This is a genomic window from Deinococcus psychrotolerans (genome assembly GCF_003860465.1).
Taxonomy (GTDB): Bacteria; Deinococcota; Deinococci; order Deinococcales; family Deinococcaceae; genus Deinococcus; species Deinococcus psychrotolerans.
Genome location: NZ_CP034183.1, coordinates 1,362,005 through 1,383,629, shown reverse-complemented (window position 1 = coordinate 1,383,629; position 21,625 = coordinate 1,362,005). Strand labels below are relative to the sequence as shown.

General features: G+C 63.8%; 17 protein-coding genes and 1 riboswitch. Of the genes, 5 read left to right on the top strand and 12 right to left on the bottom strand.

Translation table 11 applies throughout. From position 1 onward, the window contains the following. Positions 1-74: 74 nt before the first annotated feature. From EHF33_RS06740 to EHF33_RS06730, 3 genes are all read right to left on the bottom strand, one after another. Positions 75-1,322: an ABC transporter substrate-binding protein gene (locus EHF33_RS06740; protein ID WP_124869167.1), complete on the bottom strand. Its 1,248-nt coding sequence runs from the start codon at positions 1,320-1,322 to the stop codon at positions 75-77. Beyond that, positions 1,319-2,665, bottom strand: a complete 1,347-nt coding sequence (locus EHF33_RS06735; protein WP_124869164.1) for an ROK family transcriptional regulator — start codon at positions 2,663-2,665, stop codon at positions 1,319-1,321. Before EHF33_RS06735 ends, EHF33_RS06740 begins: the two co-directional genes overlap by 4 nt. A gap of 289 nt (positions 2,666-2,954) precedes the next feature. Further along, positions 2,955-4,082 (bottom strand): aminopeptidase, encoded by a 1,128-nt coding sequence (locus tag EHF33_RS06730; RefSeq protein WP_241191301.1) that lies wholly within the window; start codon positions 4,080-4,082, stop codon positions 2,955-2,957. Between the two features lie 37 nt (positions 4,083-4,119). Here EHF33_RS06730 and purU point away from each other — a divergent pair, with 37 nt between their 5' ends. Together purU and EHF33_RS06720 are read left to right on the top strand one after the other, a co-directional pair. After that, positions 4,120-5,010, top strand: a complete 891-nt coding sequence (gene purU, locus EHF33_RS06725; RefSeq protein WP_124869161.1) for a formyltetrahydrofolate deformylase — start codon at positions 4,120-4,122, stop codon at positions 5,008-5,010. A 36-nt stretch (positions 5,011-5,046) separates the two neighbouring features. Next, positions 5,047-5,937, top strand: a complete 891-nt coding sequence (locus tag EHF33_RS06720; protein ID WP_124869158.1) for a DMT family transporter — start codon at positions 5,047-5,049, stop codon at positions 5,935-5,937. 19 nt (positions 5,938-5,956) lie between these two features. Here EHF33_RS06720 and EHF33_RS06715 read toward each other — a convergent pair whose 3' ends face one another. After that, positions 5,957-6,562 carry a TetR/AcrR family transcriptional regulator gene (locus EHF33_RS06715; RefSeq protein ID WP_124869155.1) on the bottom strand — a complete coding sequence of 202 codons (606 nt, stop codon included), beginning with the start codon at positions 6,560-6,562 and terminating at the stop codon, positions 5,957-5,959. Positions 6,563-6,634: 72 nt separating this feature from the next. Here EHF33_RS06715 and EHF33_RS06710 point away from each other — a divergent pair, with 72 nt between their 5' ends. Together EHF33_RS06710 and EHF33_RS06705 are read left to right on the top strand one after the other, a co-directional pair. Then, entirely contained in the window at positions 6,635-6,949 is a 315-nt protein-coding gene (locus EHF33_RS06710) for a DMT family transporter (protein ID WP_124869152.1), read from the top strand. Beyond that, positions 6,946-7,293 (top strand): DMT family transporter, encoded by a 348-nt coding sequence (locus EHF33_RS06705; RefSeq protein ID WP_164473431.1) that lies wholly within the window; start codon positions 6,946-6,948, stop codon positions 7,291-7,293. Before EHF33_RS06710 ends, EHF33_RS06705 begins: the two co-directional genes overlap by 4 nt. A gap of 7 nt (positions 7,294-7,300) precedes the next feature. On the opposite strand, the gene EHF33_RS06700 is transcribed toward EHF33_RS06705, so the two are convergent. The 4 genes from EHF33_RS06700 to ruvA form a co-directional block, all read right to left on the bottom strand. Continuing rightward, on the bottom strand, positions 7,301-7,924 hold the full coding sequence (locus EHF33_RS06700) for an SDR family NAD(P)-dependent oxidoreductase (protein ID WP_124869149.1): 624 nt from the start codon (positions 7,922-7,924) through the stop codon (positions 7,301-7,303). A 127-nt stretch (positions 7,925-8,051) separates the two neighbouring features. Continuing rightward, entirely contained in the window at positions 8,052-9,077 is a 1,026-nt protein-coding gene (locus tag EHF33_RS06695; RefSeq protein WP_124869146.1) for an MDR family oxidoreductase, read from the bottom strand. 129 nt (positions 9,078-9,206) lie between these two features. Continuing rightward, positions 9,207-10,502, bottom strand: coding sequence for a low temperature requirement protein A (locus EHF33_RS06690; RefSeq protein ID WP_124869143.1), 1,296 nt, complete (start codon positions 10,500-10,502; stop codon positions 9,207-9,209). Beyond that, positions 10,499-11,092 carry a Holliday junction branch migration protein RuvA gene (gene ruvA, locus EHF33_RS06685; protein WP_124869140.1) on the bottom strand — a complete coding sequence of 198 codons (594 nt, stop codon included), beginning with the start codon at positions 11,090-11,092 and terminating at the stop codon, positions 10,499-10,501. Before ruvA ends, EHF33_RS06690 begins: the two co-directional genes overlap by 4 nt. Positions 11,093-11,235: 143 nt before the next feature. On the opposite strand from ruvA, the gene EHF33_RS06680 reads away from it, so the two are divergent. Further along, complete coding sequence (locus tag EHF33_RS06680; RefSeq protein WP_124869137.1) at positions 11,236-14,154, top strand: insulinase family protein; 2,919 nt, start codon at positions 11,236-11,238, stop codon at positions 14,152-14,154. A gap of 58 nt (positions 14,155-14,212) precedes the next feature. Here EHF33_RS06680 and EHF33_RS06675 read toward each other — a convergent pair whose 3' ends face one another. The 4 genes from EHF33_RS06675 to treZ all read right to left on the bottom strand — a co-directional run bounded on the left by EHF33_RS06675 (position 14,213) and on the right by treZ (position 21,568). Further along, on the bottom strand, positions 14,213-15,052 hold the full coding sequence (locus tag EHF33_RS06675) for a bifunctional 5,10-methylenetetrahydrofolate dehydrogenase/5,10-methenyltetrahydrofolate cyclohydrolase (RefSeq protein WP_124869134.1): 840 nt from the start codon (positions 15,050-15,052) through the stop codon (positions 14,213-14,215). Between the two features lie 32 nt (positions 15,053-15,084). Beyond that, positions 15,085-16,650 (bottom strand): bifunctional phosphoribosylaminoimidazolecarboxamide formyltransferase/IMP cyclohydrolase, encoded by a 1,566-nt coding sequence (gene purH, locus EHF33_RS06670; protein ID WP_124869131.1) that lies wholly within the window; start codon positions 16,648-16,650, stop codon positions 15,085-15,087. A 70-nt stretch (positions 16,651-16,720) separates the two neighbouring features. Then, positions 16,721-16,804, bottom strand: a riboswitch (ZMP/ZTP riboswitch). A 46-nt stretch (positions 16,805-16,850) separates the two neighbouring features. Further along, positions 16,851-19,736 (bottom strand): malto-oligosyltrehalose synthase, encoded by a 2,886-nt coding sequence (treY, locus tag EHF33_RS06665; RefSeq protein ID WP_124869128.1) that lies wholly within the window; start codon positions 19,734-19,736, stop codon positions 16,851-16,853. Next, complete coding sequence (treZ, locus tag EHF33_RS06660; protein ID WP_124869125.1) at positions 19,733-21,568, bottom strand: malto-oligosyltrehalose trehalohydrolase; 1,836 nt, start codon at positions 21,566-21,568, stop codon at positions 19,733-19,735. The genes treY and treZ overlap by 4 nt, the downstream gene beginning before the upstream one ends. Positions 21,569-21,625: the final 57 nt, after the last annotated feature.

The window sequence follows — 21,625 nt, the reverse complement described above, 5'->3', positions numbered from 1 at the left end:
GGGGTGCGAAGTTGTAGTCAGGATATGCGGCCCAATTCAGTCGGCTTCACCAACCGACTGAATCAGAAGCCGTCTTACATGCCGATGCGCGACTTGTCGGCCAGATCCTGAGAGGCCTGGGCGGCAGCCTTGGCGTCGCGGTTGCTGACGAAATCGTCGTTCACGCTGCCAAAGCCGCTGGTAAAGCTCTCGGGCGCGGCGGCTCCGTGAACCATGCTGCCCACGATGGTGTTCTTCTTCCAGTCTTTGGCGGCCGATTGCGAGTACGCGCCGTACTTGCTCAAATCCGAGTCGGTGCGGGCGGCAATGCTGCCCTTAAGCGGATTGAAGGCGTCTTGGCCCTGCTTGCTGCCCAGCACTTTGAGCCAGTTGACAACTTCGGCGCGGTTTTTGACGCCTTTGGGGAGTCCGAAGCTATCGGCCAGCATGATAAAGACGCCGTTGGTGCTGGGGCTGGCACTCCAGGCAAAATCAGTGCCGGGCTTGAGCTTCTTGGTGGTTGTCATGTAACCGGCAGCCCAGTCACCCATGATGTTGAAGGCAGCCTGGCCCGCGAGCATACGGTCGGTGGCCTGCTGCCAGCTCAGGCCGCTGGCGTCTTTGTTGGCGCAGTCGAGGATATTGCCGTACATCGAGAAGGTAGACACCACTTTGGGATCGGTGAACTTGAGATTGCCGCTCCACAGATCGTTCCAGCCCTTCGTCCCCAGCATGGCCGTGGCGATGGACTCCCAGATCATCTGCTGGGTCCAGTTTTCGCCCATCACGAGAGGAGTGGCCACGCCCTTGGCCTTCAGGGTGGTGCAGACCGTGAGCATATCGTGCCAGGTCTTTGGCGCACTGACGCCCCACTTTTTCAGGTTGGCCGGGACATACCACATCACGTTGGAGCGGTGAACGTCCACCGGCACGCTGTAGATGCCGCCCTTGTAGGAAATCAGGTCAATCACGGCTTTGGGGAATTTGCTGCTCCAGCCTTCGGACTTGTACAAGCTGGAGAGGTCTTCCATCCGGTTGGCGACGACCCAAGTACCGGTGAGTTCTTGGCCGGCGTGGGCCTGGAAGCTGTCGGGTGGATCGCCGCCGAGCATCCGGGTTTTGAGAACCGCTTTGGCGTTGGTGCCCGCGCCGCCCGTCACTGCGGCATTGTCCACTTTGACACTGGGGTATTTGGTTTCGTAGAGCTTGATCAGGGCGGCGAGCGCTGGGCCTTCGTCACCGGCCCACCACGAGAAGATCTCGATTTTGCCGGCGGCGAGGGCTTGGGCGGTCAGGCCGAGAGCGGCGGTGATCACGAGGGCGTTCTTGATGCTTTTTTTCATAAAACTCCTTTGGGAGAAGCGCCGAGCGCTTCAGAAAAATACGGGTTCGGACGAGCCAGTTGTGTCCTATCAGGCGGTGCCCGGCTGGCCTGAGCTGAATAAACGGCGTCTTGCCGTGAAACCTGAGTCAGATGCCGCAGGCCGCGCGGGGTCAGTAACTCACCCAGCAGCATGGCCCCCACACCCAGCACGCCCACATCAGTCCCCAGCTCCGAGTAATCGATACAGACACCGGTATGGTTGATTTGCATGGTGCGCGGCGCGGCGCTTTCACGCACGGCGCTCAGCAGGGCGTCGCCCGCCTGGGTCAGCCGCCCGCCCAGCACCACCGCGCCGGGATTGAACAGGTTGAGGGCCGTCGAGATGGCCACCCCCAGGTGATGGCCGACCTCGCGCCACAGGCCCCTGACCAGAACATCGTCCGGGGAGGCAAACAGATCACTCAGGGTAAAGCGCTCGGGGAGCCGGGTGGCTTCTCCAGCGGCGCGGCGCTCGGCGGCCAGCGGCAGCAGAACTTGGGCCGCCGCGTAGCTTTCCAGCGAGCCGGGGCCGCCGCTGCGTCCCACCGGCCCCTGCTCGTTGATGGCGATATGCCCGATCTCACCTGCGCCGCCGCGTGATCCCCGGTAGAGCTGCCCGCCGCAGATGATGCCCGCGCCGATGCCGGTGGCGAGTTTCACGTACACCAAGTCCGGCTGGCCCTGATGGGCACCGAAGCGGTGCTCGGCCAGCACCCCCAGGTTGGCATCATTCTCGACCAGCGTGGGCAGCCCCAGCAGCGCACCGAGTTCACTGGCCACGGCGACGCCGTGCCAACCGGGAATGTGCTGGGCCATGACCTCCCCCGTACCGAAATCGACTGGCCCCGGCACGCTGACCCCCACCAGCGCCACCTGCGCTTTGCTGACGCCCGCATCGCTGAGCACGGCCCCGCTCAGCTCAGCGATGCGGGCGTAGGTGTCCTGCGGCCCGGCAGTCACGTCATGCGGAATCTGGCGGCTGGCTTGGGGCTGACAGCGCAGGTCGAGCAGGTCTACCCGCAGGTGACTGGCCCCCAGATCGACGGCCAGCAGATAAGCCGCCTGGGCATTCAGCGAGAGCAGGGTGGCCCGCCGCCCGGTTTGCGAAGCGGCCTGATCTTCCCGCACGCCGCCTTCCAGCACCAGCCGGGCCGCCAGCAACTCGTTGACCAGTGACGACACCGCGCTGCGCGACAGGTGCAGCTCACGCGCCAGATCGACCCGCGCCAGATCCCCCGCCCACAACCGCGAAAGCAGTTGCAGCAGATGACGGCTGCGGATGGCCGCCTGATCAAAGGCGACGTGTTCGGTAGGCTGCGGCATGGTCGATGACACTCCTGAGAACAGCTCCTGAATGGTCAGGCGAGATGAGGAAGATGGGTGTTGTTTAACGTTCATGAAGGTACGCCTTCCGGCTTTGTTTGTCAACCGGACGAACTAACTCCCCCCAGTGGGGTTCCTCCCGGATTGCCCGCCTTAGATTGCCAAGATGGGGGCCGGAGCTTCGCCAACCCGCCCAGCGGTAAAAGTGCGCTTTGAGGTTAACTCAGTCGGTAAGACGCTGAACCCCAATCCTGTTCACCTTTATCAACGCTCTGCGCTCGCCCCAAACTTAGACAAACAGGCCGTTTTCCTGAAACACTTCGCCGTCCAGCAGGATTTGGCCGCCGTTGCCGCGAAGATCGCAGATCATGTCCCAGTGAATGGCGCTTTGGTTGAGGCCGCCGGTTTCGGGATAGCTGCGGCCAGCCGCCAGATGCACCGTGCCGCCGATTTTTTCGTCGTACAAGATGTTGCGGCTGGGCGTCTGGATACCATCGTTGCTGCCGATGCCGATCTCACCGAGAAAACGTGCACCGGAGTCAGTGGACAGCGCCGCTTGCAGCACGTCGTCGCCGATTTCAGCGTGGGCCTCTACAATCTGACCGGCCTTTAAGCGCAGCGTAATACCTTCTACCGGCTGTCCGGCGTACTCGCTGGGCAGGCCGAAATAAATCTGGCCCTCGGCGCTGTCTTCAATCGGCGACACGAACACCTCGCCCGAGGGCATGTTGCGCTTGCCGTCCGAGTTAGCCCAGGTGCGGCCCCTGACGCTGAGGGTCAAATCGGTTTGAGGAGCCAGAACCCGGATCTGGTCGGCGCGGCTGAGGCGCTCGATCAATTGGGCCTGCCGGACGCGCACCTTGCCCCACTCGGCCACCGGATCGGGGGTGTTGAGAAACATTGCTCTTGACACGAAATCCTCGTATTCGGGCAGGCCCATGCCCGCCGCTGCCGCGCCCTGAGGAGTGGGGTACTGGGTCAGCGTCCACTTTTTGCTGCTTCTGGCGGCGCTGAGCGGCTGCGTAGCTTTGACGCGCCGGGCCTGGCGCGTGGGATCGGTGGAAGCGCCCAATCTGGGCAAGCTGTGGGTCATCAGCCGGATACTGCCGTCGATGGCCTGAACGTCGGCCAGCTCGGCGGGGTGAAGGCTTTCCAAGATGAGGTCGGAGGCCAGCTGCGCGAAATCTTCAGCTTGCCCCGGATACTCCAGCCGCAAAACCGGCAAAGCTCCCCGCCGCAGCAGGGCGCGGGCGACTTCCTCAAAAAGTGGCAGGGTCTGCACGCCGCCGCTGAGCAAAATGCGCTCGCCGGCCTGAGCGCCGATGCAGTAGCCCGCCATCAGCTCGGCGTGGGCGGCGGGATCGTACTTGACGAGGTCTGGTTTGACGAAACCGGATGCGCTGAGTTCGGAGGCCATGCCTCAAAGATACCCCCGTGAGCTAAACTCAGCCGATATGACGCTGGCCCAAGGTCTTGACCGCACCGATCCCCGCCACACCGCCCGCCTGACCATCGCCTGCGCCGACCGCAAAGGCATCGTGGCGGCGGTGTCGCAGTTTCTGCACCATCACGGCGCGAATATCATCCACTCCGATCAGCATTCCACCGATCCGCAGGGCGGGCAATTTTTTATGCGGATGGAGTTTCACCTTGACGGTTTAGACCTCGCCAAAGAGCAGTTCGAGCGGGCCTTTGCTCAGCAGGTGGCCGAGCCGTTTGACATGAACTGGCGCGTCTGGTACACCGCCCAGCCCAAGCGGATGGGCATTATGGTCAGCAACTACGATCACTGCTTTCTGGACTTGCTGGTTCGCAAGCGCCGGGGCGAGCTGGATGTGGAAATTCCGCTGGTGATCAGCAACCACGCGACCCTGTGCGGCGACGCCGAGATGTTCGGGGTACCGTTTGCTCAAGTCAGCGTGACCAAAGACAACAAAGCCGAGGCCGAGCAAGAGCAGGCGCGACTGTTCCGTGAAGCGGGCGTGGACTTCGTGGTGCTGGCCCGCTATATGCAGATTCTGTCGGGGGAGATGCTGCGCGGCCTCGCGGTACCGGTCATCAACATTCACCACTCGTTTCTGCCCGCCTTCATCGGCGCGAATCCCTACCGGGCGGCCTTCCAGCGTGGCGTCAAGCTGGTTGGGGCCACCGCCCACTACGTGACCGAGGAACTCGACGCCGGGCCGATCATCGAGCAGGACGTGGCCCGCGTGAACCACCGCGAAACACCCGAGACCTTGATGCGGCTGGGCCGCGACGTGGAGCGCCAAGTCTTGGCCCGCGCCGTCAAAGCGCACTTGGAAGATAGGGTGCTGGTGTCGGGCAACAAAACGGTGGTGTTCTAGCACGGAGCAAATGGAGCAACGCGCTCTGGAGGCCCCATGATCGCCCGCGCTTACCTCGGGGTCATCCTGACGGTACTGATCTGGGGCGGCAATGTGGTGGCCCTCAAGGTGCTGCTGGACTTTTTTACCCGCAGCCAGACCATCGGCCTGCGGCTGGGGGCGGCGTCTCTGGTGCTGCTGGGGCTGACGCTGCTGCGAAGTGGCTGGCCGAAGTGGAGTGTAAGAGACTGGCTGTGGGTCGTGGGCGCGGGGCTGCTCGGCACCACGCTGTTCCAGAATTTCTCGGTCATCGGCGTCGACCGCTCGCCTGCCGGGATTTCGGGGCTGGCCAACGCAGTGGTGCCAATTTTGGTGGTGCTGCTGGGCAGTTTGGTGGGTCAGCGGCCTAACCGCCTTCAGGTGCTGGGGGTGCTCGTTTCGCTCAGCGGCATGCTGTGGCTGCTGGCACAGACGCTGGAACCTGGCAGCACGCTGAATCTGCTGGGTCTGGGCTTTTTGGGCTTGTCGTCGCTGACCTGGGCCGGTTACACCCTCGCCAACCGGCCCCTGGTGGCGCGGCTGGGCCTGTTGCCGTCCGTCACCTTCGCCACCCTGGTCGGCACATTGCCGCTGCTGATTCCGGTGCTGCCGACGCTGGGCCAGCTCTCCGCGCCGCCGCTGATCTGGGGGCTGGCTGCCCTGTCGGGCCTGCTCTCCAACGTGTTCGCTTACTTGGCTTGGGGCAACGGCATTCAGGTGCTGGGCGCGGCCCGAACCAGCATCTGGCAAAACCTCTCGCCGCTGGTGGCCTTCGGGCTGGCCGTGTGGCTGCTGGGTGAGCGCTTCACACCCGGCGAACTGAGCGCGGGGGCGCTGACGTTGATGGGCGTGCTGGTGGCCAACTGGCCGCAGCGGGCGGGTCAGTCTGGGCTGAATGACGCGGGCTGAGTCAGAAGAAAGTGGTTCTCTAGGTCGTTTCTTGGTCTGTTGGTGGCTGGATTAGTTGCCGAACGCGCGTCTCCACGGTGGCCCAGGCAGCTTCGGGCGTGATCTGATTCAGCAGCAAGTGAACATTCAGGCCGTCGATCAGCGCCTGAATCTCGCGGGCGGCGTTCTCAGGGGCCGGGTGATTCAAGCAGCCCAACTCGGCGAACCCTTCAAAAACTTCCCGAAAGACCTCACTCAGGGCGCGGTAGGCCACCCCCTGAGTATCGGCCAGACCCGGATCGCTGATGCTCAGGCCGACAAAGGCCAGCCAGACCTGCGATTCGGCGCGGCGCTCGCTGTCGAGCGGCAGCACCTCACGCAGCAGATTCAGGAAGTCGCCCAGTACGTCTGCGGTGCGCCGCAGCCCCAGCATCCGCGCTTCGATGCGCTGGGCGATGTGCTGCGCGGCAAACATCAGGATCGCTTCTCGGTGCGGCAGATAATGCCTGATCGCGCCACTCGACCAGCCGGAACGCTCGGTGATCTGTCTCAGGCTGACGCCCGCCACGCCGTGTTCGCGCACCAGTGCCCAGACGGTTTCGGCCAGTTCGCGGCGGCGCTGATCATGATCGACAATACGGGGCATCTTGTCTTTTTAGCACACGCGTGCTATTAAAAGTGGGATTTAGCAAGAACATGCTATAAAGGGAGCTCAAGAATGGGATGGACGGTATTGGTGCTGGCTGGGCTGTGCGAGATCGGCTTCACGACTTGCCTCAAGCTGAGCGACGGCTTCAAGAAAATTTGGCCGAGTGTGCTATTTCTGGTGTTCACCATCGCCAGCTTCAGTTTGATGAGTCAGGCGCTCAAGACGCTGCCGCTCGGCACGGTCTACGCGGTCTGGACGGGGATCGGTGCAGTGGGCACGGCGATCATCGGCTTCATGTTCTTTAAGGAAGAGGCCACGCCGCTGCGGTTGGGGCTGCTCGGCACGGTGGTGCTGGCGATCATCGGGCTGCGGGTGGTGCCGTGAGTGGCCCGCGCTGGACAGGGTGGCACTGGCTGGTGCTGGCGGGCCTCCTCGAAATCGGTTTTGCCACCGCTCTGAAGCTGGAGCAGACCCGCCCGCAGTTCCTGTATCTCTTTTTGGTCTGCGCTTATTTCAGCTTCGACTTCCTCGCCCGCGCCCTCAAAACCATTCCGCTGGGCACGGCCTACGCCATCTGGACGGGCATCGGCTCGGTGGGCGCAGTCGCGGTCGGCAGCTTGATGTTCGGCGAGAGCCTCAGCCCACTGCGGCTGGCCCTGCTGGGCGTACTTGTCGCGGCGCTGATCGGCCTGAAGCTGTCGAGCAGCAGCAAAGACGCTCAGGCCTGAAATCGATTCAGACGCGCAGCTCCTCCTGTCCTGCTCCGCTGCGGTCGGCCACTATCGCCTCGGCCACCACTTGCGGCGTCACTGCGCCTTTGGGCACCTTGCCGACCTGCGCCCACAGCCCCGTGTCCACGGCGGGCGGCAGCACCAGTGTCAGCGTTTTGCCGCGTGCTTCCAGGCGGGTAATGGTCAGCAGCCGCGCCACCGCCGCCTTGCTGGCCGCGTACTGCGAAAATCCCCTCGCGGTGGTCAGGTCTTCGCGTGCGCCGATGACGTACAGCCGCCCGCCCGAGGCCAATTTAGGCAGCCCGTACTTGAGTGTCCACAGCAGCCCAAAATAATTGGCGTTCCAGACGTGGCGCACGCTTTCAGCTTTGGCACTCGCCAGCGCTTCCGGGTAAGCCGACCCCGCTGCATAGACGATGGTGTCTAGGTTGTCTGGAAGCTCCCCGAAGAGCTTGCTGACCTGACTTTCAAAGCCGACATCTACTTTGAGGGCCTTTGCATTGAGCGGTTGGGCCAACGCTTGGAGCTTGACTTCGTCGCGCCCGCTGAGATAAAGCTCGTTGTCAGGCCAACTTTGAACGAGAGCCGAGCCGATGCCGCCAGTTGCGCCGAGAATAAGCGTGGTCATGCCCTCAATTCAACACAACAAAGCCCCGCGTGACCGTAGGGTTTCGCGCTTATGGCTCCTCAGTTCTGAATGCTGGGCCGGAGACTGAAAGCCTCAACCTGCTCTCAGCCCTCATTTTACAGCTCACTCAACTCAGCTTGATCACCGTGCGGCCCCGCACCTGCCCGGCCAGAATCTCCGTCGCCAGTCGCGGCAGGTCTTCCAGCTTGGCCATCTGCACGCCGTCCTTAAGCAGCTTTTCAGGTAGCTCGGCGGCCAGCCTGTCCCAAGCCCGCTGGCGCTGAGGCGCGGGGCACTGCACGCTGTCCACGCCGTGCAGTGTGACGTTTCTTAAAATAAAGGGCAGCACCGAGGTCGTCAGGCTGGCGCTGTCGGCCAGTCCGCAGGCCGCCACGTGGCCGCCGTACTTGGTGCTGGCCAGCACGCCTGCCAGCGTCGCGCCGCCTGCCACGTCCACCGCCGCCGCCCAGCGCTCTTTTTCCAGCGGCTTTTTGAGGGCGCTCAGCTCATGGCGGTCAAGCAACTCGGATGCGCCCAGCCCGCGCAGGTACTCGCCCTCGGTTTCGGCCCTGCCTGTGGCAGCGGTGACGCGGTAGCCGCGTGCGGCCAGCAAACTGACGGCCACGCTGCCCACCCCGCCTGCCGCGCCCGTGACCAGCACCTCGCCATCTTCCGGTTTAAGGCCCGCGTCTTCTAAGGCCATCACGCACAGCATGGCAGTCAGTCCCGCTGTGCCCACCGCCATCGCTTCGGCGGCGCTGAAACGTTCGGGCGTTTTGACCAGCCAGTCGGCTTTGACACGGGCCAGTTCAGCGTAGCCGCCCCAGTGCCGCTCGCCCACGCCCCAGCCGGTCAGGGTCACGGCGTCGCCCGCCTGATAGCGTGAGTCCGAGCTGTCGAGCACCGTTCCGGCAAAGTCGATGCCCGGCACCATCGGATAGGTGCGGATGCCCAGCTTGCCCAAAATCGCCAGCCCGTCTTTGTAGTTCAGGTCGGACGCGTCCACTTTTACCGTCACCTCGCCGGCAGGCAAATCCTGACTGGACACGTCGGTGACGTTGGCGCTCACCGCGTCGCCGTCTTTGGTGAGCAGCAGGGCGCGGAAGGTGGCGGGCAGGGCGTTTGAGTTTTGAATGCCTGAGTTTTGGGTCATGCCCGCACGCTAGCGGCAAAATGGGGGGCGGCGTCTGTGAAGCGTGGGCAACATTCTAGGTTCAAAGTGAAAAAGCGCGTTCCAGCGCGGCGTGAAGGTGACATTTAACCTTACTTTAGAGTTGCAGTTTCAGGTTCGCGGTGTGGGCGGCTGTTCGTCATCGGAGCGGTCACCGGCTTGGTGAATCTCCTCGGTCACCGCTTCCTCGGTTCGGCTGAGAAAGCGCCGGGCAGGGTCGCGCCAAACGGCAATCAGGGCCGCGCCGCACACCGCGAGGGTCGCGGCCTGATAAGGCAAAGTCCCCAGCGGCGCGAACATCAGGCCCAGCATGGCCGCGCTGCTGAGCAGGAGCGCCCAAACGCTCAAATCCATTCGCAGTTTGCCCAGCGCGTGCTGGGTCACGAAACGCAGCGTTGCCAGGTTGACGAAAATCGCCGTCAGGGACAGGCCTACGGTGATCCGCTCAACTTGGTCGGCTTCTTTACCCTCGTGCGCGATGCCGTGGCCGATGCCGACGCCCAGCGCGGTCAGCGCCAAGGTCAGCGGCAAATGGCTGTAGAGCCACACCAGCAGCGTACCCACCCGCCCGTCGCGGTGGGCCAGCAGCACCGGCAGGTCGCGGGCTTCGTCAAAGTAGAGCTTGAAGAGGGCCAGACTCAGCAGCAGCGAGAGGGCCGCCGGAAGCTGATCCACGAAACTGAGCGGCTTATTGCCCGTGCCCGCCACGATTTCGGTAATCACCGCCCCGAGCGAGATGATGGTCAGCAGCCCGACGCGCTCCGGCAGGTGCTCGGGGTGTGGCAGGTTCTGGCCCTGCACCCGCCGCGAAACCAGCGAGGCCAGCGCGTCTATGCCCACGGCGCTGCCCCAGGCGACCTGCTGCCAGCCGGGCGGCAACCATGCCGAGCCCAGCCACACGACGGCGCTCAGCCCGAAGGTGCGTATCTGGGTGTAGGCCAGTTCAGGGCTGTCAGACGACCTGGCCTGAAAAGCGTACATGCCCACCAGAATGAACCGGTTGACGGCAAACACCACGCTGAAAAAAGCCCCCACGTCGCGCAAGTCGCCCAGCACCCCCAAAGCGAGGCCGCCCATACTGAGCAGTTGCAGCGCCGTGCCCCAGCGGTAGGGGCGCTCCTGATTGCCGTAGCGCCCCGCGAAGAGGGTGTTGCCCACCCAGGCCCACCACACCGCCACGAACATCAGCGCGAAAGTGCTGAAGCCGCGCAGGGTGTCGTCGTCGCTGAAGCGCTTGGCGAGCTGGTCGAAGGCGGTCACGAAGATCAAATCGAAAAACAGTTCCAGCCAGGTGGCCCGCTGCTCTTGCTGCGGCGATTTGTTTTCGGCGGCCACGTCGGTGGCGGTACTGGCTGAAGAGTTGGCTAAGGGGTCGGCGTCGGGTGAATCGGCGGCAGCCGAACTCACCGCAAGCGGCCCAGACTTTTGCGAATGAGTTGGTCGGCGCTTTGCTCAGAATCGCTGGCCAGGAGTTCCGAGACCACCGAACGCACCTGCGCGTCGCGGAAGCCCAGCGCCAGCAGCGCTTCCACCGCGTCCTGCCCCGCTGTGCTGATGACCCGCTGCCGCTTGCCGCCCACCGTGGGCGCAGCGAGGTGTTCCGGCACCTTGTTTTGAAGTTCTAATACCAGGCGCTCGGCGGTCTTTTTGCCCACGCCGGACACGCTGGAAAGCAGCTTGCTGTCGCCGCTGAGCAGTCCCTGAGCCAGTGCCGAAACTGGCATGGCCGACAGCAGCGCCAGCCCCAGCTTTGGCCCCACGCCAGTCACGCTGGTCAGCAGCTCAAACAGCTTGAGGCTGTCGGTCTCGGAAAAACCGAACAGCGTCCAAGCGTCTTCGCGCACCACCAAGCGGGTGTGGAGTTCGGCCACGTCGCCTACTTTGAGTTTGGCGAGGGTAGAAGCGGGACACAGCACTTCGTAGCCGACGCCGCCGGTAAGCACTATGGCGCTGTGTTCGCGCACTTCGCGCACCACGCCGGAGAGGAAAGCAATCATGGAAATTAGTGTAGAGCGGAAGGGGGGGTCAGGACGGGTGTATGTGAACCAATCTGAGCAGGCGCAATTCACCCGGTCGGCTGGCGGCAGTCCAGCAGCCAAACCCACCTTCACCACCTTGCCACGGCGCTAGACTTTGCGCCATGACCATCTCAGAACAGGGCCGCTTAGAAACCCTTCCCAAAGTCGGCGACCAACTGGGCCGCTACACCGTTGAGCGCGTGGAAAGCCTGCCCGACACGGCGTCCACCTATATCCAACTGCGCCACGAACTCGGCAGCCGCCACATTCACATTGCCCGCGCCGACGAGAACGCCGGATTCGCCGTGACCTTTCCCACCGTGCCCAAAGACAGCACCGGCGTGCCGCACATCCTGGAGCACATCGCCCTGATGGGTTCTAAAAACTATCCGGTGTCCGATCCGTTTTTTGCCATGATCCCGCGCTCACTCAACACCTTCATGAACGCCATGACGGCAGCCGACTGGACGACTTATTTGTTTTCCACGCGCAACCCCAGCGATTTCAAGAACCTGCTGAGCATTTACCTCGACGCTGCTTTCTTCCCGCGCATGACCCGCTTCAGCTTTCTGCGCGACGGCCACCGTTTCGAGAATGCCGATCCCGCCGACCCGAAGTCCGAACTCAAAATGCAGGGCGTGGTCTATAACGAGATGAAAGGCGCGATGGCCAGCGCGGGCGCGGTGCTCTACAAAGCGCTGGGCAAGGCTCTGTACCCTGATCTGACCTACGCCAACAACTCTGGCGGCGAACCGGCCAACATTCCCGATCTGACGTACGAAGACCTCAAAGCCTTCCACGCGGCCCACTACCACCCGTCCAACGCCTTTTTCTACAGCTACGGCCAGATGCCGCTCGCCGAGCTGCTGGCGACCATCGAGCGTGACGTGATGAGCCAGTTTGAGCCGAACGTACTGGACGTCCGCATTCCCGATCAGGCCAACTTCGAGTCTCCGCGCCGAACGGAAGTGCATTACCCGTCCAGCGACACCGAACGCGGGGCGCAGGTGGTGGTGGCCTGGAAAGTGACGCCGACCTATCAGGCCTACGACAACCTCAAATGGAGCGTGCTGAGCGAGGTGCTGCTGGGCAATCCGGCGGCTCCGCTCTACAAGCCGCTGATCGATTCGGGACTGGGCAGCGCTCTGGCCGACGGCAGCGGCTACAGCGACAACTTCCGCGAGGCGGCCTTCGGGGCGGGCCTCAAGGGGCTGAGCGCCGAGAACGCGGGCAAGGTGGAAGCGCTGGTGCTCGACACGCTGGCCCAGATCGAGCGCGAGGGTTTAGATGACGCCCTGATCGACAGCGCCCTGCACCAGTTCGAGATCGCCCAGCGCGAGGTGAGCAACGCGGGCACGCCCTACGCTCTCAAGATGCTGTTCGCGGTGGTCAATCCGTGGCTCTACGGCGGCGATCCGGTGGCCAGCCTGAATCTGGCCGCCGAGCTGGAAAAACTCAGCGCCGAGCGCAAGGCGGGCCGGGTCTTCGAGCCGATGATCCGTGAATGGCTCCTAGAGAACCCGCACCGCGTGACCCTGACCCTGACGCCCGACCCGGCCATGCAAGACCAGCAGGCTGAGGCCGAGAAAGCCATGGTGGCCCGCCTCAGCGCGAGTCTCACCGACGAAGACCGCGCCGCCATCGTGGCCGACGCTTTGATGCTGCAAAATGCCCCCGCTGACGATCACTCGCTGCTGCCCACACTGGGCTTGCCGGACGTGACGCTGAGCGTGCCGCGCCCCGATTATCAGATGGAGCAGCAGGGCCACGCCGAGGTTTACCGCTCGGCCCAGCCGACAGGCGGCCTGATTTACTTGGACGTGCAGGTGCCGCTGCCGGAACTGAGTCAGGATCAGCTTGAACTGTTGCCGTTCTACGCCTTCGCTGTGACACGCAACGGTGCGGCGAATCTCAGCGAAGTGGAATTGACCCGCCGAATCGAAGCTGTAACCGGCGGGATCGGCGCAGCGTCGGGTAAGGGCAACGGCCCCGATCAGATCAGCGAGATTCGCACCAGTTTGACCTTCAGCGGCAAGGCGTTGTCGCGCAACAAGGACGCCCTGGTCGAACTGCTGCGGGACGTGATCGCCGCGCCCAAGTTCAGCGCCGAGCGCCTTAGCCAGCTGGTCAATCAGCGGGTTTCGGGAATGCGTTCCAGCATCATCGGCAACGGTTCGGCCTATGCCTCGACCCTCGCCGGAGCGCAAGTCAGCCCACTAGAAGCGCTGGGCGAGTTGCAGGGCGGCGTCACCGCTTTCAAGCGCTATCAAGCCTGGCAAGCGGCGGGCAACTGGAGCGAGCTGCAAGGCCGCCTGGACGAACTCAGCAAGGTCGTCACCACTGCCAGCGCCCGCCTGGTACTGAGCGCCCCGGAGAGCGATCTGGCCCTCGACCTGTCGCCGCTGGCCACGCTGTTCGGCGGCGCGGCGCGGCAGACCCTAACTCCCGCGCTGGCTCCGCACGTTCCGCAGGCCCGCACCATGGATACGCCCGTGGCCTACAACGCGGTTTCGTTTGCCACCGTGCCTTACGTTCACGCCGACAGCCCGGCATTGTTGGTACTCAGCAAGCTGCTGCGAACCGAGTATCTGCTCAAGGAGCTGCGCGAGAAGGGCGGCGCATACGGAGGCGGGGCCAGCTTCGATCCGCGCACCGGCTCGTTTGATCTGACCAGCTTCCGCGACCCGCACATTGGCCGCACGTTTGAAGTGTTCGGCAAGCTGGACGAGTTCCTGAGCAGTGACGATCTGGGCGAGCGCCAACTCACCGAGGCGATCCTGAGCGCCAGCCGCCAGCTCGATCCGCTGCTGAGCGCCGACAGTCTGGCCCGCAACCGGATTTTCTCCGATCTGGCCGGATTTAGCGCTGACCGCCAGGAAGACTACAAAGCTCGCATGATGAAGGTGACGCTTGAAGACCTGCGCCGCGTGCAGCAAAGCTACCTGCTGCCCGAACGCGCCGGATACGCCACCTTCTCGGGCCGCGACCCCAACGCGGAGACGGCAGAGCAGCACCTGAAGTTTGAAGTGGAAAGTATTTAAGAAGCAGGGAGCAATAAAAAAAGGGGCGTGCCTATGGGTGCGCCCCTTTTTTTATCGCTCACTCCACTTTTTCCCCCCGCTGGAGCCGCACTGCCCGCACCAAGTTTTGAAACATCAACGCGCTGGTCAGTGGGCCAACGCCGCCGGGCACAGGCGTGTAGGCCCGCACGATCTCGCCGACTTCGGGAGCTACATCACCGACGACGCCCCCAGCCGTCACGTTGATGCCCGCGTCAATCACGACATGGTGCGGCAAAACGTGTTCGGGTTTGAGCAGTCCGGCCCGGCCCACTGCCACCACCACCGCGTCTTGCCTCTCCAGCACGCCCGCCAGATCTCGGGTGAATTCATTGCACAGCGTCACCGTCGCGCCCCGGTTGTTGAGCATCCAGGCCAGGGGGCGGCCCACCGTGCGGCCCGGCCCGATGATGGCCACCCTCGCGCCCGAGAGTTCCAGTGCTTCGCGGAGCAAAAAGCGCACGCTGCGCGGGGTGGGCGGCAGCAGGGCTTCGGACTCGCGGCCCGCCGAAACCAACGCCAAATTGGCGGGCGTCAGGCCCTCTATGTCTTTGGGGTGAACGATCTGGCGCAGCGCCGCGTCGGGATCAAGCGCCGGGGCCAGCGGCAATTCCAAGACGACGCCGTGAACCGTCTCATCGTCCGAGAGTTCGCGCAGAACGCGGTGCAACTCGGCCTGACTCACCTCAGCGCCGAGGTCGCGCACGCTCAAGCGCACGCCGAGTTTTTCGGCCTGACGGCGCTTGCTCTCCACATACACCAGCGTCGCCGGATCGCCCGACGCCACCACACTGACTAAGTGCAGCGCTCCCAAAGCCGAGAGTCGCGCCCGAACCTCCGCCGTCACGCCCGCTGCCAGCGGTTTACCCAGAAGTTGCATTCAACCCCCGCCTTTCATTTTTGCCCACACGCTTAATGCTTGAAGTGCCGCGAGCCGGTCAGCACCATGCTGATCCCGAGTTCGTTGGCGGCGGCGATCACTTCCGGGTCTCGCTTGGCTCCGCCCGGCTGGATGATGGCGCTGACTCCCACGCTGCCGGCCAGCCGCACCACGTCGTCAAAAGGGAAAAACGCTTCGGACGCCATCACCGCGCCGCGTGCCATCTCCCCGGCGTTCTGCACCGCCCGCTCGGCGGCCCAGATGCGGCTGACCGCCCCCGCGCCGATGCCCACCGTGACGCCGCCTCTTGCCAGCACCACATTGTTGCTGCGGGCGTGCTTGGCGACCAGCCAGGCGAAGGCCAAATCTTTCCACTCGGCTTCCGTCGGCTGCTTGTTTGTTACCACTTCGGGGCAAAGGTCGTCCCACAGCCGCTCATCGCGTTTCTGGGCCAGAAAGCCGCCGATGAGCGGGCGGTAGTCCAAGCCCGATGCCAGACGTTTACCTGCCCGCAGCACCCGCAAGTCGGGTTTCTTTTCGCGCAGCCACGTCAGGGCGTCTGCGTCAATGTCGGGGGCGATCAGCACTTCCAGAAAAGTGCCTCTGGTGGCTTTGGCCGTCTCCAGATCAATGGGCCGGTTGATCGCCACCACGCCGCCAAACACGCTGAGGGTATCGGCGTCGCGGGCGCGTTCCCAGGCTTCTTTCGGAGTGGTTGCCACCGCCACGCCGCAGGGGTTGGCGTGCTTGACCGCCACGCAAGCCGCGCTGCTGTCTGCGAACTCGCTCACCAGTGCCCAGGCCGCGTCGGTGTCGGCGTAGTTGTTGAAGCTCATGGCCTTGCCGCTCAGCACTTCGGCGTCAAGCACCGGCCCCGTCTGAGCGCCGAGGCGGTAGACGGTGGCCTGCTGGTGGGGGTTTTCGCCGTAGCGCAGATCGGCAATCTGGGTGAGGGGCAAGCTGACTTCTTTTGGGAAATCTTCGCCGGAAATACTGTCGCTAGAAAGACTGTCGCCGGATGGTTCAGACAAATAAGCCGTGATCGCCGCGTCGTAGCTGCTGGTATGGGCATAGGCTTTGGCCGCGAGGTGGCGGCGATCCGTCTGCGAAACCTCGGCCTGCAGGGCCAGCGGGTAGTCGGCGGGATCGACCAAGATCAGCACGCTCTCAAAGTTCTTGGCAGCGGCGCGAATCATGGCCGGGCCGCCGATGTCTATGTTTTCAATGGCCGTCTCCAAGTCGGCCCCCGACGCCACCGTTTCGCAGAACGGATAGAGGTTGACGCACACCAGATCAATCGGCCCGATGCCGTGCTGAGCGAGTTCGGAGAGGTGCTCGGGCGTGCGCCGCGCCAAAATGCCGCCGTGAATCTTGGGATGCAGGGTCTTGACCCGGCCATCCAGAATTTCGGGAAAACCGGTGACGTCGGCCACTTTGGTTGCCGGAACGCCCGCCGCTTGCAGGGCGCTGAGGGTTCCGCCGGTAGATAGGATGGCCCAGCCTTGCTCGGTCAGGGCGCGGGCAAAGTCAACGACGCCGGACTTGTCGCTCACCGAGATGAGGGCTTGCTTTTGGGGATGCTGAACTGAATCTGACATGGCCGCTCCTGAGTCAAAAGAGAAAGTAGACCTCTCCACTTCGCTGCACATCGCAGTGACAGGAGCGGAGAGGTCTGACCCAGGCGTGCGATCTGGCTAAGCTGCGGCTTCCCCGTGGTGGCCCCCACGTTCAGCGCCAGTTGCCGCAGCGCTGCTGAGCAGTATAGCTATTTGGGAAGATCAGTCAAAAAAGGCCCCGCTCATTCCCGGATAAGCAGCGCCACCGGAAAGAATTCCAGCACCTTGGCCAGCGCGATCTTGTCGCCGCGCACCCGGAAGCGCTCGCCGGTCATGGCGCTGCGGTAAGCGCCGCTGGGCAGGGCCAAAGTGCGGCTGCCCCACACCTCGCCCAGCGCCCAGGGCGTTTGGCCTTTGGTCAGGCTGTAGGTTAGGCGCGGGGCCAGTGTGACGGCCAGTTGATCGCCCCATTGACGCGAGAAGGCCAGCAGATGCTTGCCGCCGCTGAGGGCGTGGTAATTCCCCAGCCCGAACAGCTCAGGATTGCTGCGCCTTTCGGACAGGGCCACCCAGGTGGTCAGCAGTTTGATGCCGCCGTTGCCGTAGTTCCTCAGCAACTCTGCCGCCAAGCCCAGCGGGTCTTTGGCATGGCGCTCCTCGGTGCGCCGCAGCAGCGCCTGAAGGCGGGCGTAGTCCACCGGGCGGCGGTTGTCGGGGTCGACCAACGCCTGATTCCAGCTTTCACTGCCCTGATAGGTGTCGGGCACGCCGGGGGACGTTAGGCGCACCAGCGCTGCCGAGAGGCTGTTTTGTGCGCCGTAGGAGCTGATCTGCTCGTGAAAAATCTTGACGCTGTCCACGAACTCGCTGGAAGCCAGCAGGCCGCGAATCAAATTGTCCAGCGCTTCCTCATAAGCGGCGTCGGGCGCGGCCCAGGAAGTGTGCTGCTTGGCTTCACGGGCCGATTTGAGCATGGCGGCGCTCAGGCGCTCAGGCAAATCGGTGAGTGCGCCGCTCAGCGGCCAAGCGCCCAGCACGTTTTGAAAAAACATCATCTGGTCTACGCTGCTGGGAGCGCGTGCGCCTTCTGGGAGTTCGCGCTCAAAGGCGCGGGCCAGCTTGCCCCAGTGGCTGAGGTAGGCCGCCCACGTCTGCGGCATCTCGCTCAGCACCGCGATGCGGGCGCGGGTGCCTTCGCCGCGTTTGGTGTCGTGGGTGCTGGTGCTCAGCATGGCGTGCGGCCACTTTTCGCCCCTCTCGCGGGCCTGCGCGTGAAAGGTGCGCGGCGGCGTGCCGAAAATGGCCGGGTCGCCGCCGACTTCGTTGAGGCACAGCAGCCGTCCGTAGCGGTAAAAGGCGGTGTCTTCCGCGCCTTTGGCCGTCACCGGGCCGGTGAGTTGCTGGAACTTGAAGGCAAATTCGGCGTAGCGCTCGCGGCTCTCCAAATCGGGGGCGTCGAGCGTCAGCACCGCCTTCAGGAAGTCGAATAGGCTGCCGTCGAGTTCGCGGTTGAGCTTGCGGGCGTCGGTGATGGCGTGGTTGATCTTGGCGTCGTCGCCGCCCTCGCGCCCATCGAGCCGAACATAAGTGCGGTAGACCGGGAAAGCCGCAATGACTTCGCGCAGCACCTCGCGCAGGCTGCTCAAAGTAAAGTCGCGCCAGCGCAAATCCGCTTCGGCCAGCCGCTCGAGGTGCTCGGCCAACACGTTGACTTCGGAAGCGAGGCTGACCCGCTGAATAAATTCTTTGGTGTCGTGCAGCGTCTGGCCGTAGCTCTTGCGGTCGCCGGTAAAGCGCCGGTAAATCCCGCTGATCTCCTCCTCGTTGCCGCTCTCCACGAACACGCCGCCGAGCTGCGCCAAAAAGTCGTAGCCGGTGGTGCCGTAGATCGGCCAGTTGGGCAAGCGCTCGCCGGGTTCCAGAATCTTTTCGGCCAGCACGTACAGCGGTCGGCCGCCTGCCGCGTAAGGCACACCCAGCACCTCGGCGGCCCGTTCCTGCAACGTCTGGAAGTAACCGGCGGGGTCATACAAACCGTCGGTGTGGTCAAGCCGCACGCCTGCGATGACGCCTTCTTTGATGAGTTCAAACAGTTTGGAGTGCGCCCACTCGAAGACGCGGGGGTCTTCAATTCGCAGCGCCGCCAAATCGTTGATGTCAAAAAAGCGGCGGTAATTGATTTGCTCGGAAGCGACTTTCCAGTAGCTCAGCCGGTAATTTTGCTCGGTGATGAGCTGGTCGAGGCGCGTGGGGTCGGCGTTGAGTTCGCTCAGTGCAGTGTCCAGCGCAGCGGCAATCGCCGGGATCTCGGCGAGGCGCGAAAGGCGGCGCTCGATCACGGCGGTTTCGCGGGCGCGGCTTTGTTTGTCTTCGCTGGTCAGGTTGTCCTGGCTGCGCGGCAAATGGGCGGCTTGCAGCGCCAGCGAAGCGAGGTCGGCGCGGGCTTCTTCATTTTGGGGCGAGGCGTCGAGTTGGCTGGCGAGCGTCCAGGCCCGCGTGAGAATCGGGGCGTTCTGTCGCGGCGAGAGTGGAAAAGTGCGCTCGAAGTAGCGCAGGCCGAGTGCGCCGCCGATCCGCACCACCTGTAGCTCGCCGCGCTCCAGCACCCGCCCGTATTGATCGCCCAGCACCGGCAGCAGCACTTTGCCGCTGAGTGCCCGCTTGAGAGGTTCCCAAGAAATGTCGAAGAAGTGGGCGTAGCGGCTGGCCTGTCCGTGGCGCAGCACATCTTCCCAGTACGGGTTATGGCCGCCCGCGATGCCCATGTGGTTCGGCACAAAGTCGGCGATGATGGTCATGCCCTGCGCTTTGGCGGTTTGCCAGAGCTTGCGCAGACCCTTTTCCCCGCCCAGTTCATCCGAGACTCGGCTGTGGTCGGTGGCGTCATAGCCGTGCGAGCTGCCCGGCGCGGCCTGCCAGATGGGGGAGAGGTAGAGCGTGCTGATGCCCAGGCGGGCCAGATACGGCACTGCTCTGGCCGCGTCCCTGAAATCGAAGCGGGCGGTTTTGCCGCTGGGCAGCGTGATGGGGCCGTGCAGTTGCAATCGGTAGGTGGCGCGGGGAATCTGCGGCGTGTGGGGAGCGATCTGCGCCTGCGCTCCGGCAGCTTCGGTGAGCGCCGCCGTCATCCGTTGCCCAAGATCACAGCTTCACCGGCTCCCAGCGTGGGGGTGGGCTTGCCCTCGCTGTGAAACGTCAGGCTGGGAGGCAAGTTGAAGGGCAAGTCGAGTTTGGAGGCGGCCAGAGCGGTCTTGCCGGTGTTCCACAGCAGCGCCCGCTCGCCTTCGTCGGTTGTCCAGCGCACCCACAACACGGCGTCCACGTGCCCCGCCGTCAGCGCGTGACGGGAGCGGCCACTCAGCACCGGGTCGGTTTTTCTCAAGTTCAGCAACTGCTGATAGGTCTGAAACGTCTGGGCGTGTTCACCGTCTCGTTTCTCGGCCCAGTCGAGTTTGGCCAGCTCGAAGGTGGCGCGGTCTTGCGGGTCGAGGACGTAGCCCGAGAAGCCTTCAAAGTGCCCGAATTCTTTTTTGCGCCCCTCGCTGACGAGTGCGCCGAGATCGCCGTGGTGGTTGGAGAAAAACGGAAACGGCGTGCTGGCGGCCCATTCTTGGCCCTGAAAAATCAGCGGCGTCATCGGCAGGGCGAGCAGCACGGTGCTGGCTCCCCGGAAAGCGGCCACTGAGACGCGCTCCACGTCGGTCATTCGGTCGCCCTGAGCGCGGTTGCCGATCTGGTCGTGGTTCTGAATGAAATATACGAAACTGGGCGCTGGCAGCGCGTCAGCGGGTTGGCCGCGCAAATTGCCGGGCAGGGCGTGGTCTTCCATCGGCCACGTTTGACCCTCGTACGTCCAGCCCCGGTTGATGGTGTGGGCCAGCGCCGCCGCGCCGCCTTCAAAGGCCGCGTAGTAGCCGTCCTGATCTCCAGTCAGCGTCACCCGCATTTCGTGGTGAAAGTCGTCCACCCAGATGCCGTCGAGGTGATAGTCCGTGACCAGCATCGGCAAGTTGCGGTAATCCTCGGCCAGCATCAGGTGGTGGCCGCCCAGCCCGTGCACCTCCGAGGCCAGCTCCTGCAAAATATGCACCTCGGAGTCGTCGGGCATACTCTGGGTGGCGTCTAGACGCAGGCCGTCGAAGTGGTAATCGCGCAGCCACATCTGGGCATTTTCGGTAATCAGGCGGCGCATGTGGCGCTCGGCGTAATCGAGGCCCTCGCCCCAGGCGCTCTGAAACTTGCTGGTGAAGTACTTGGGGCTGTAATTTTTGAGGTAATTGCCGTCGGGGCCAAAATGGTTGTAGACCACGTCCAAAAAGACCGCCAGCCCAATGTTGTGGGCGGCGTCGACGAAGCTTCTGAGGTCTTCAGGGCGGCCATACGGCGCGTGCGGCGCGTAGAGGGCCACCCCGTCGTAACCCCAGCCGTACTCGCCCGCGAAGGCGGCCAGCGGCATCAGTTCGACGGCCGTGATGCCCAGCGCTTTAAGCTCCGGCAGCTTGGCCTGAGCTGCCTGATAAGTCCCTTCCGGCGTGAAAGTACCGACGTGCAGCTCATAGAAAACGCACTGATCCAGCGGAAGGCCGTCCCAGTCGACATCTTTCCAGTCGTGGATATTGAAGGCGATCACCTCGGCCTCGCCGTGAACGCCGCCTGGCAAAAATCGGGCGTAGGGATCGGGGGTGGGCACGCCGCCCAAGACAAACTGATAGCGGGTGCCCGCACCGACTGGCAAGACGGTCTGGTGAATGCAGTCGTGATCGGGGTCGCCGCTGCGCTCCATCGGGTAATCGGTGCCGCCGATTCTCACGGCGACGTCCTGCACTTCGGTGGCCCAGACCCGGAAACGGGTGCCGGTGCCGTCCGGCAAGACCTGTGCGCCGAGACGCTCGCCGCTGGAGAGGGGATGAGAGACGGGTTGGGAAGCGGGCGGAGCGGGAGCAGTGGAAAAATTGGACATTCGAAAGACCTCGTTGAGGAGGAGAGGCGGCGCTCAAGTGTGGTTAAGCGTGCGGCA

Coding starts and splice junctions, on each gene's coding strand:
- EHF33_RS06740 (WP_124869167.1), bottom strand. CDS start 1,322: ATGAAAAAAAGCATCAAGAACGCCCTCGTGATCACCGCCGCTCTCGGC.
- EHF33_RS06735 (WP_124869164.1), bottom strand. CDS start 2,665: ATGCCGCAGCCTACCGAACACGTCGCCTTTGATCAGGCGGCCATCCGC.
- EHF33_RS06730 (WP_241191301.1), bottom strand. CDS start 4,082: ATGGCCTCCGAACTCAGCGCATCCGGTTTCGTCAAACCAGACCTCGTC.
- purU (WP_124869161.1), top strand. CDS start 4,120: ATGACGCTGGCCCAAGGTCTTGACCGCACCGATCCCCGCCACACCGCC.
- EHF33_RS06720 (WP_124869158.1), top strand. CDS start 5,047: ATGATCGCCCGCGCTTACCTCGGGGTCATCCTGACGGTACTGATCTGG.
- EHF33_RS06715 (WP_124869155.1), bottom strand. CDS start 6,562: ATGCCCCGTATTGTCGATCATGATCAGCGCCGCCGCGAACTGGCCGAA.
- EHF33_RS06710 (WP_124869152.1), top strand. CDS start 6,635: ATGGGATGGACGGTATTGGTGCTGGCTGGGCTGTGCGAGATCGGCTTC.
- EHF33_RS06700 (WP_124869149.1), bottom strand. CDS start 7,924: ATGACCACGCTTATTCTCGGCGCAACTGGCGGCATCGGCTCGGCTCTC.
- EHF33_RS06695 (WP_124869146.1), bottom strand. CDS start 9,077: ATGACCCAAAACTCAGGCATTCAAAACTCAAACGCCCTGCCCGCCACC.
- ruvA (WP_124869140.1), bottom strand. CDS start 11,092: ATGATTGCTTTCCTCTCCGGCGTGGTGCGCGAAGTGCGCGAACACAGC.
- EHF33_RS06680 (WP_124869137.1), top strand. CDS start 11,236: ATGACCATCTCAGAACAGGGCCGCTTAGAAACCCTTCCCAAAGTCGGC.
- EHF33_RS06675 (WP_124869134.1), bottom strand. CDS start 15,052: ATGCAACTTCTGGGTAAACCGCTGGCAGCGGGCGTGACGGCGGAGGTT.
- purH (WP_124869131.1), bottom strand. CDS start 16,650: ATGTCAGATTCAGTTCAGCATCCCCAAAAGCAAGCCCTCATCTCGGTG.
- treY (WP_124869128.1), bottom strand. CDS start 19,736: ATGACGGCGGCGCTCACCGAAGCTGCCGGAGCGCAGGCGCAGATCGCT.
- treZ (WP_124869125.1), bottom strand. CDS start 21,568: ATGTCCAATTTTTCCACTGCTCCCGCTCCGCCCGCTTCCCAACCCGTC.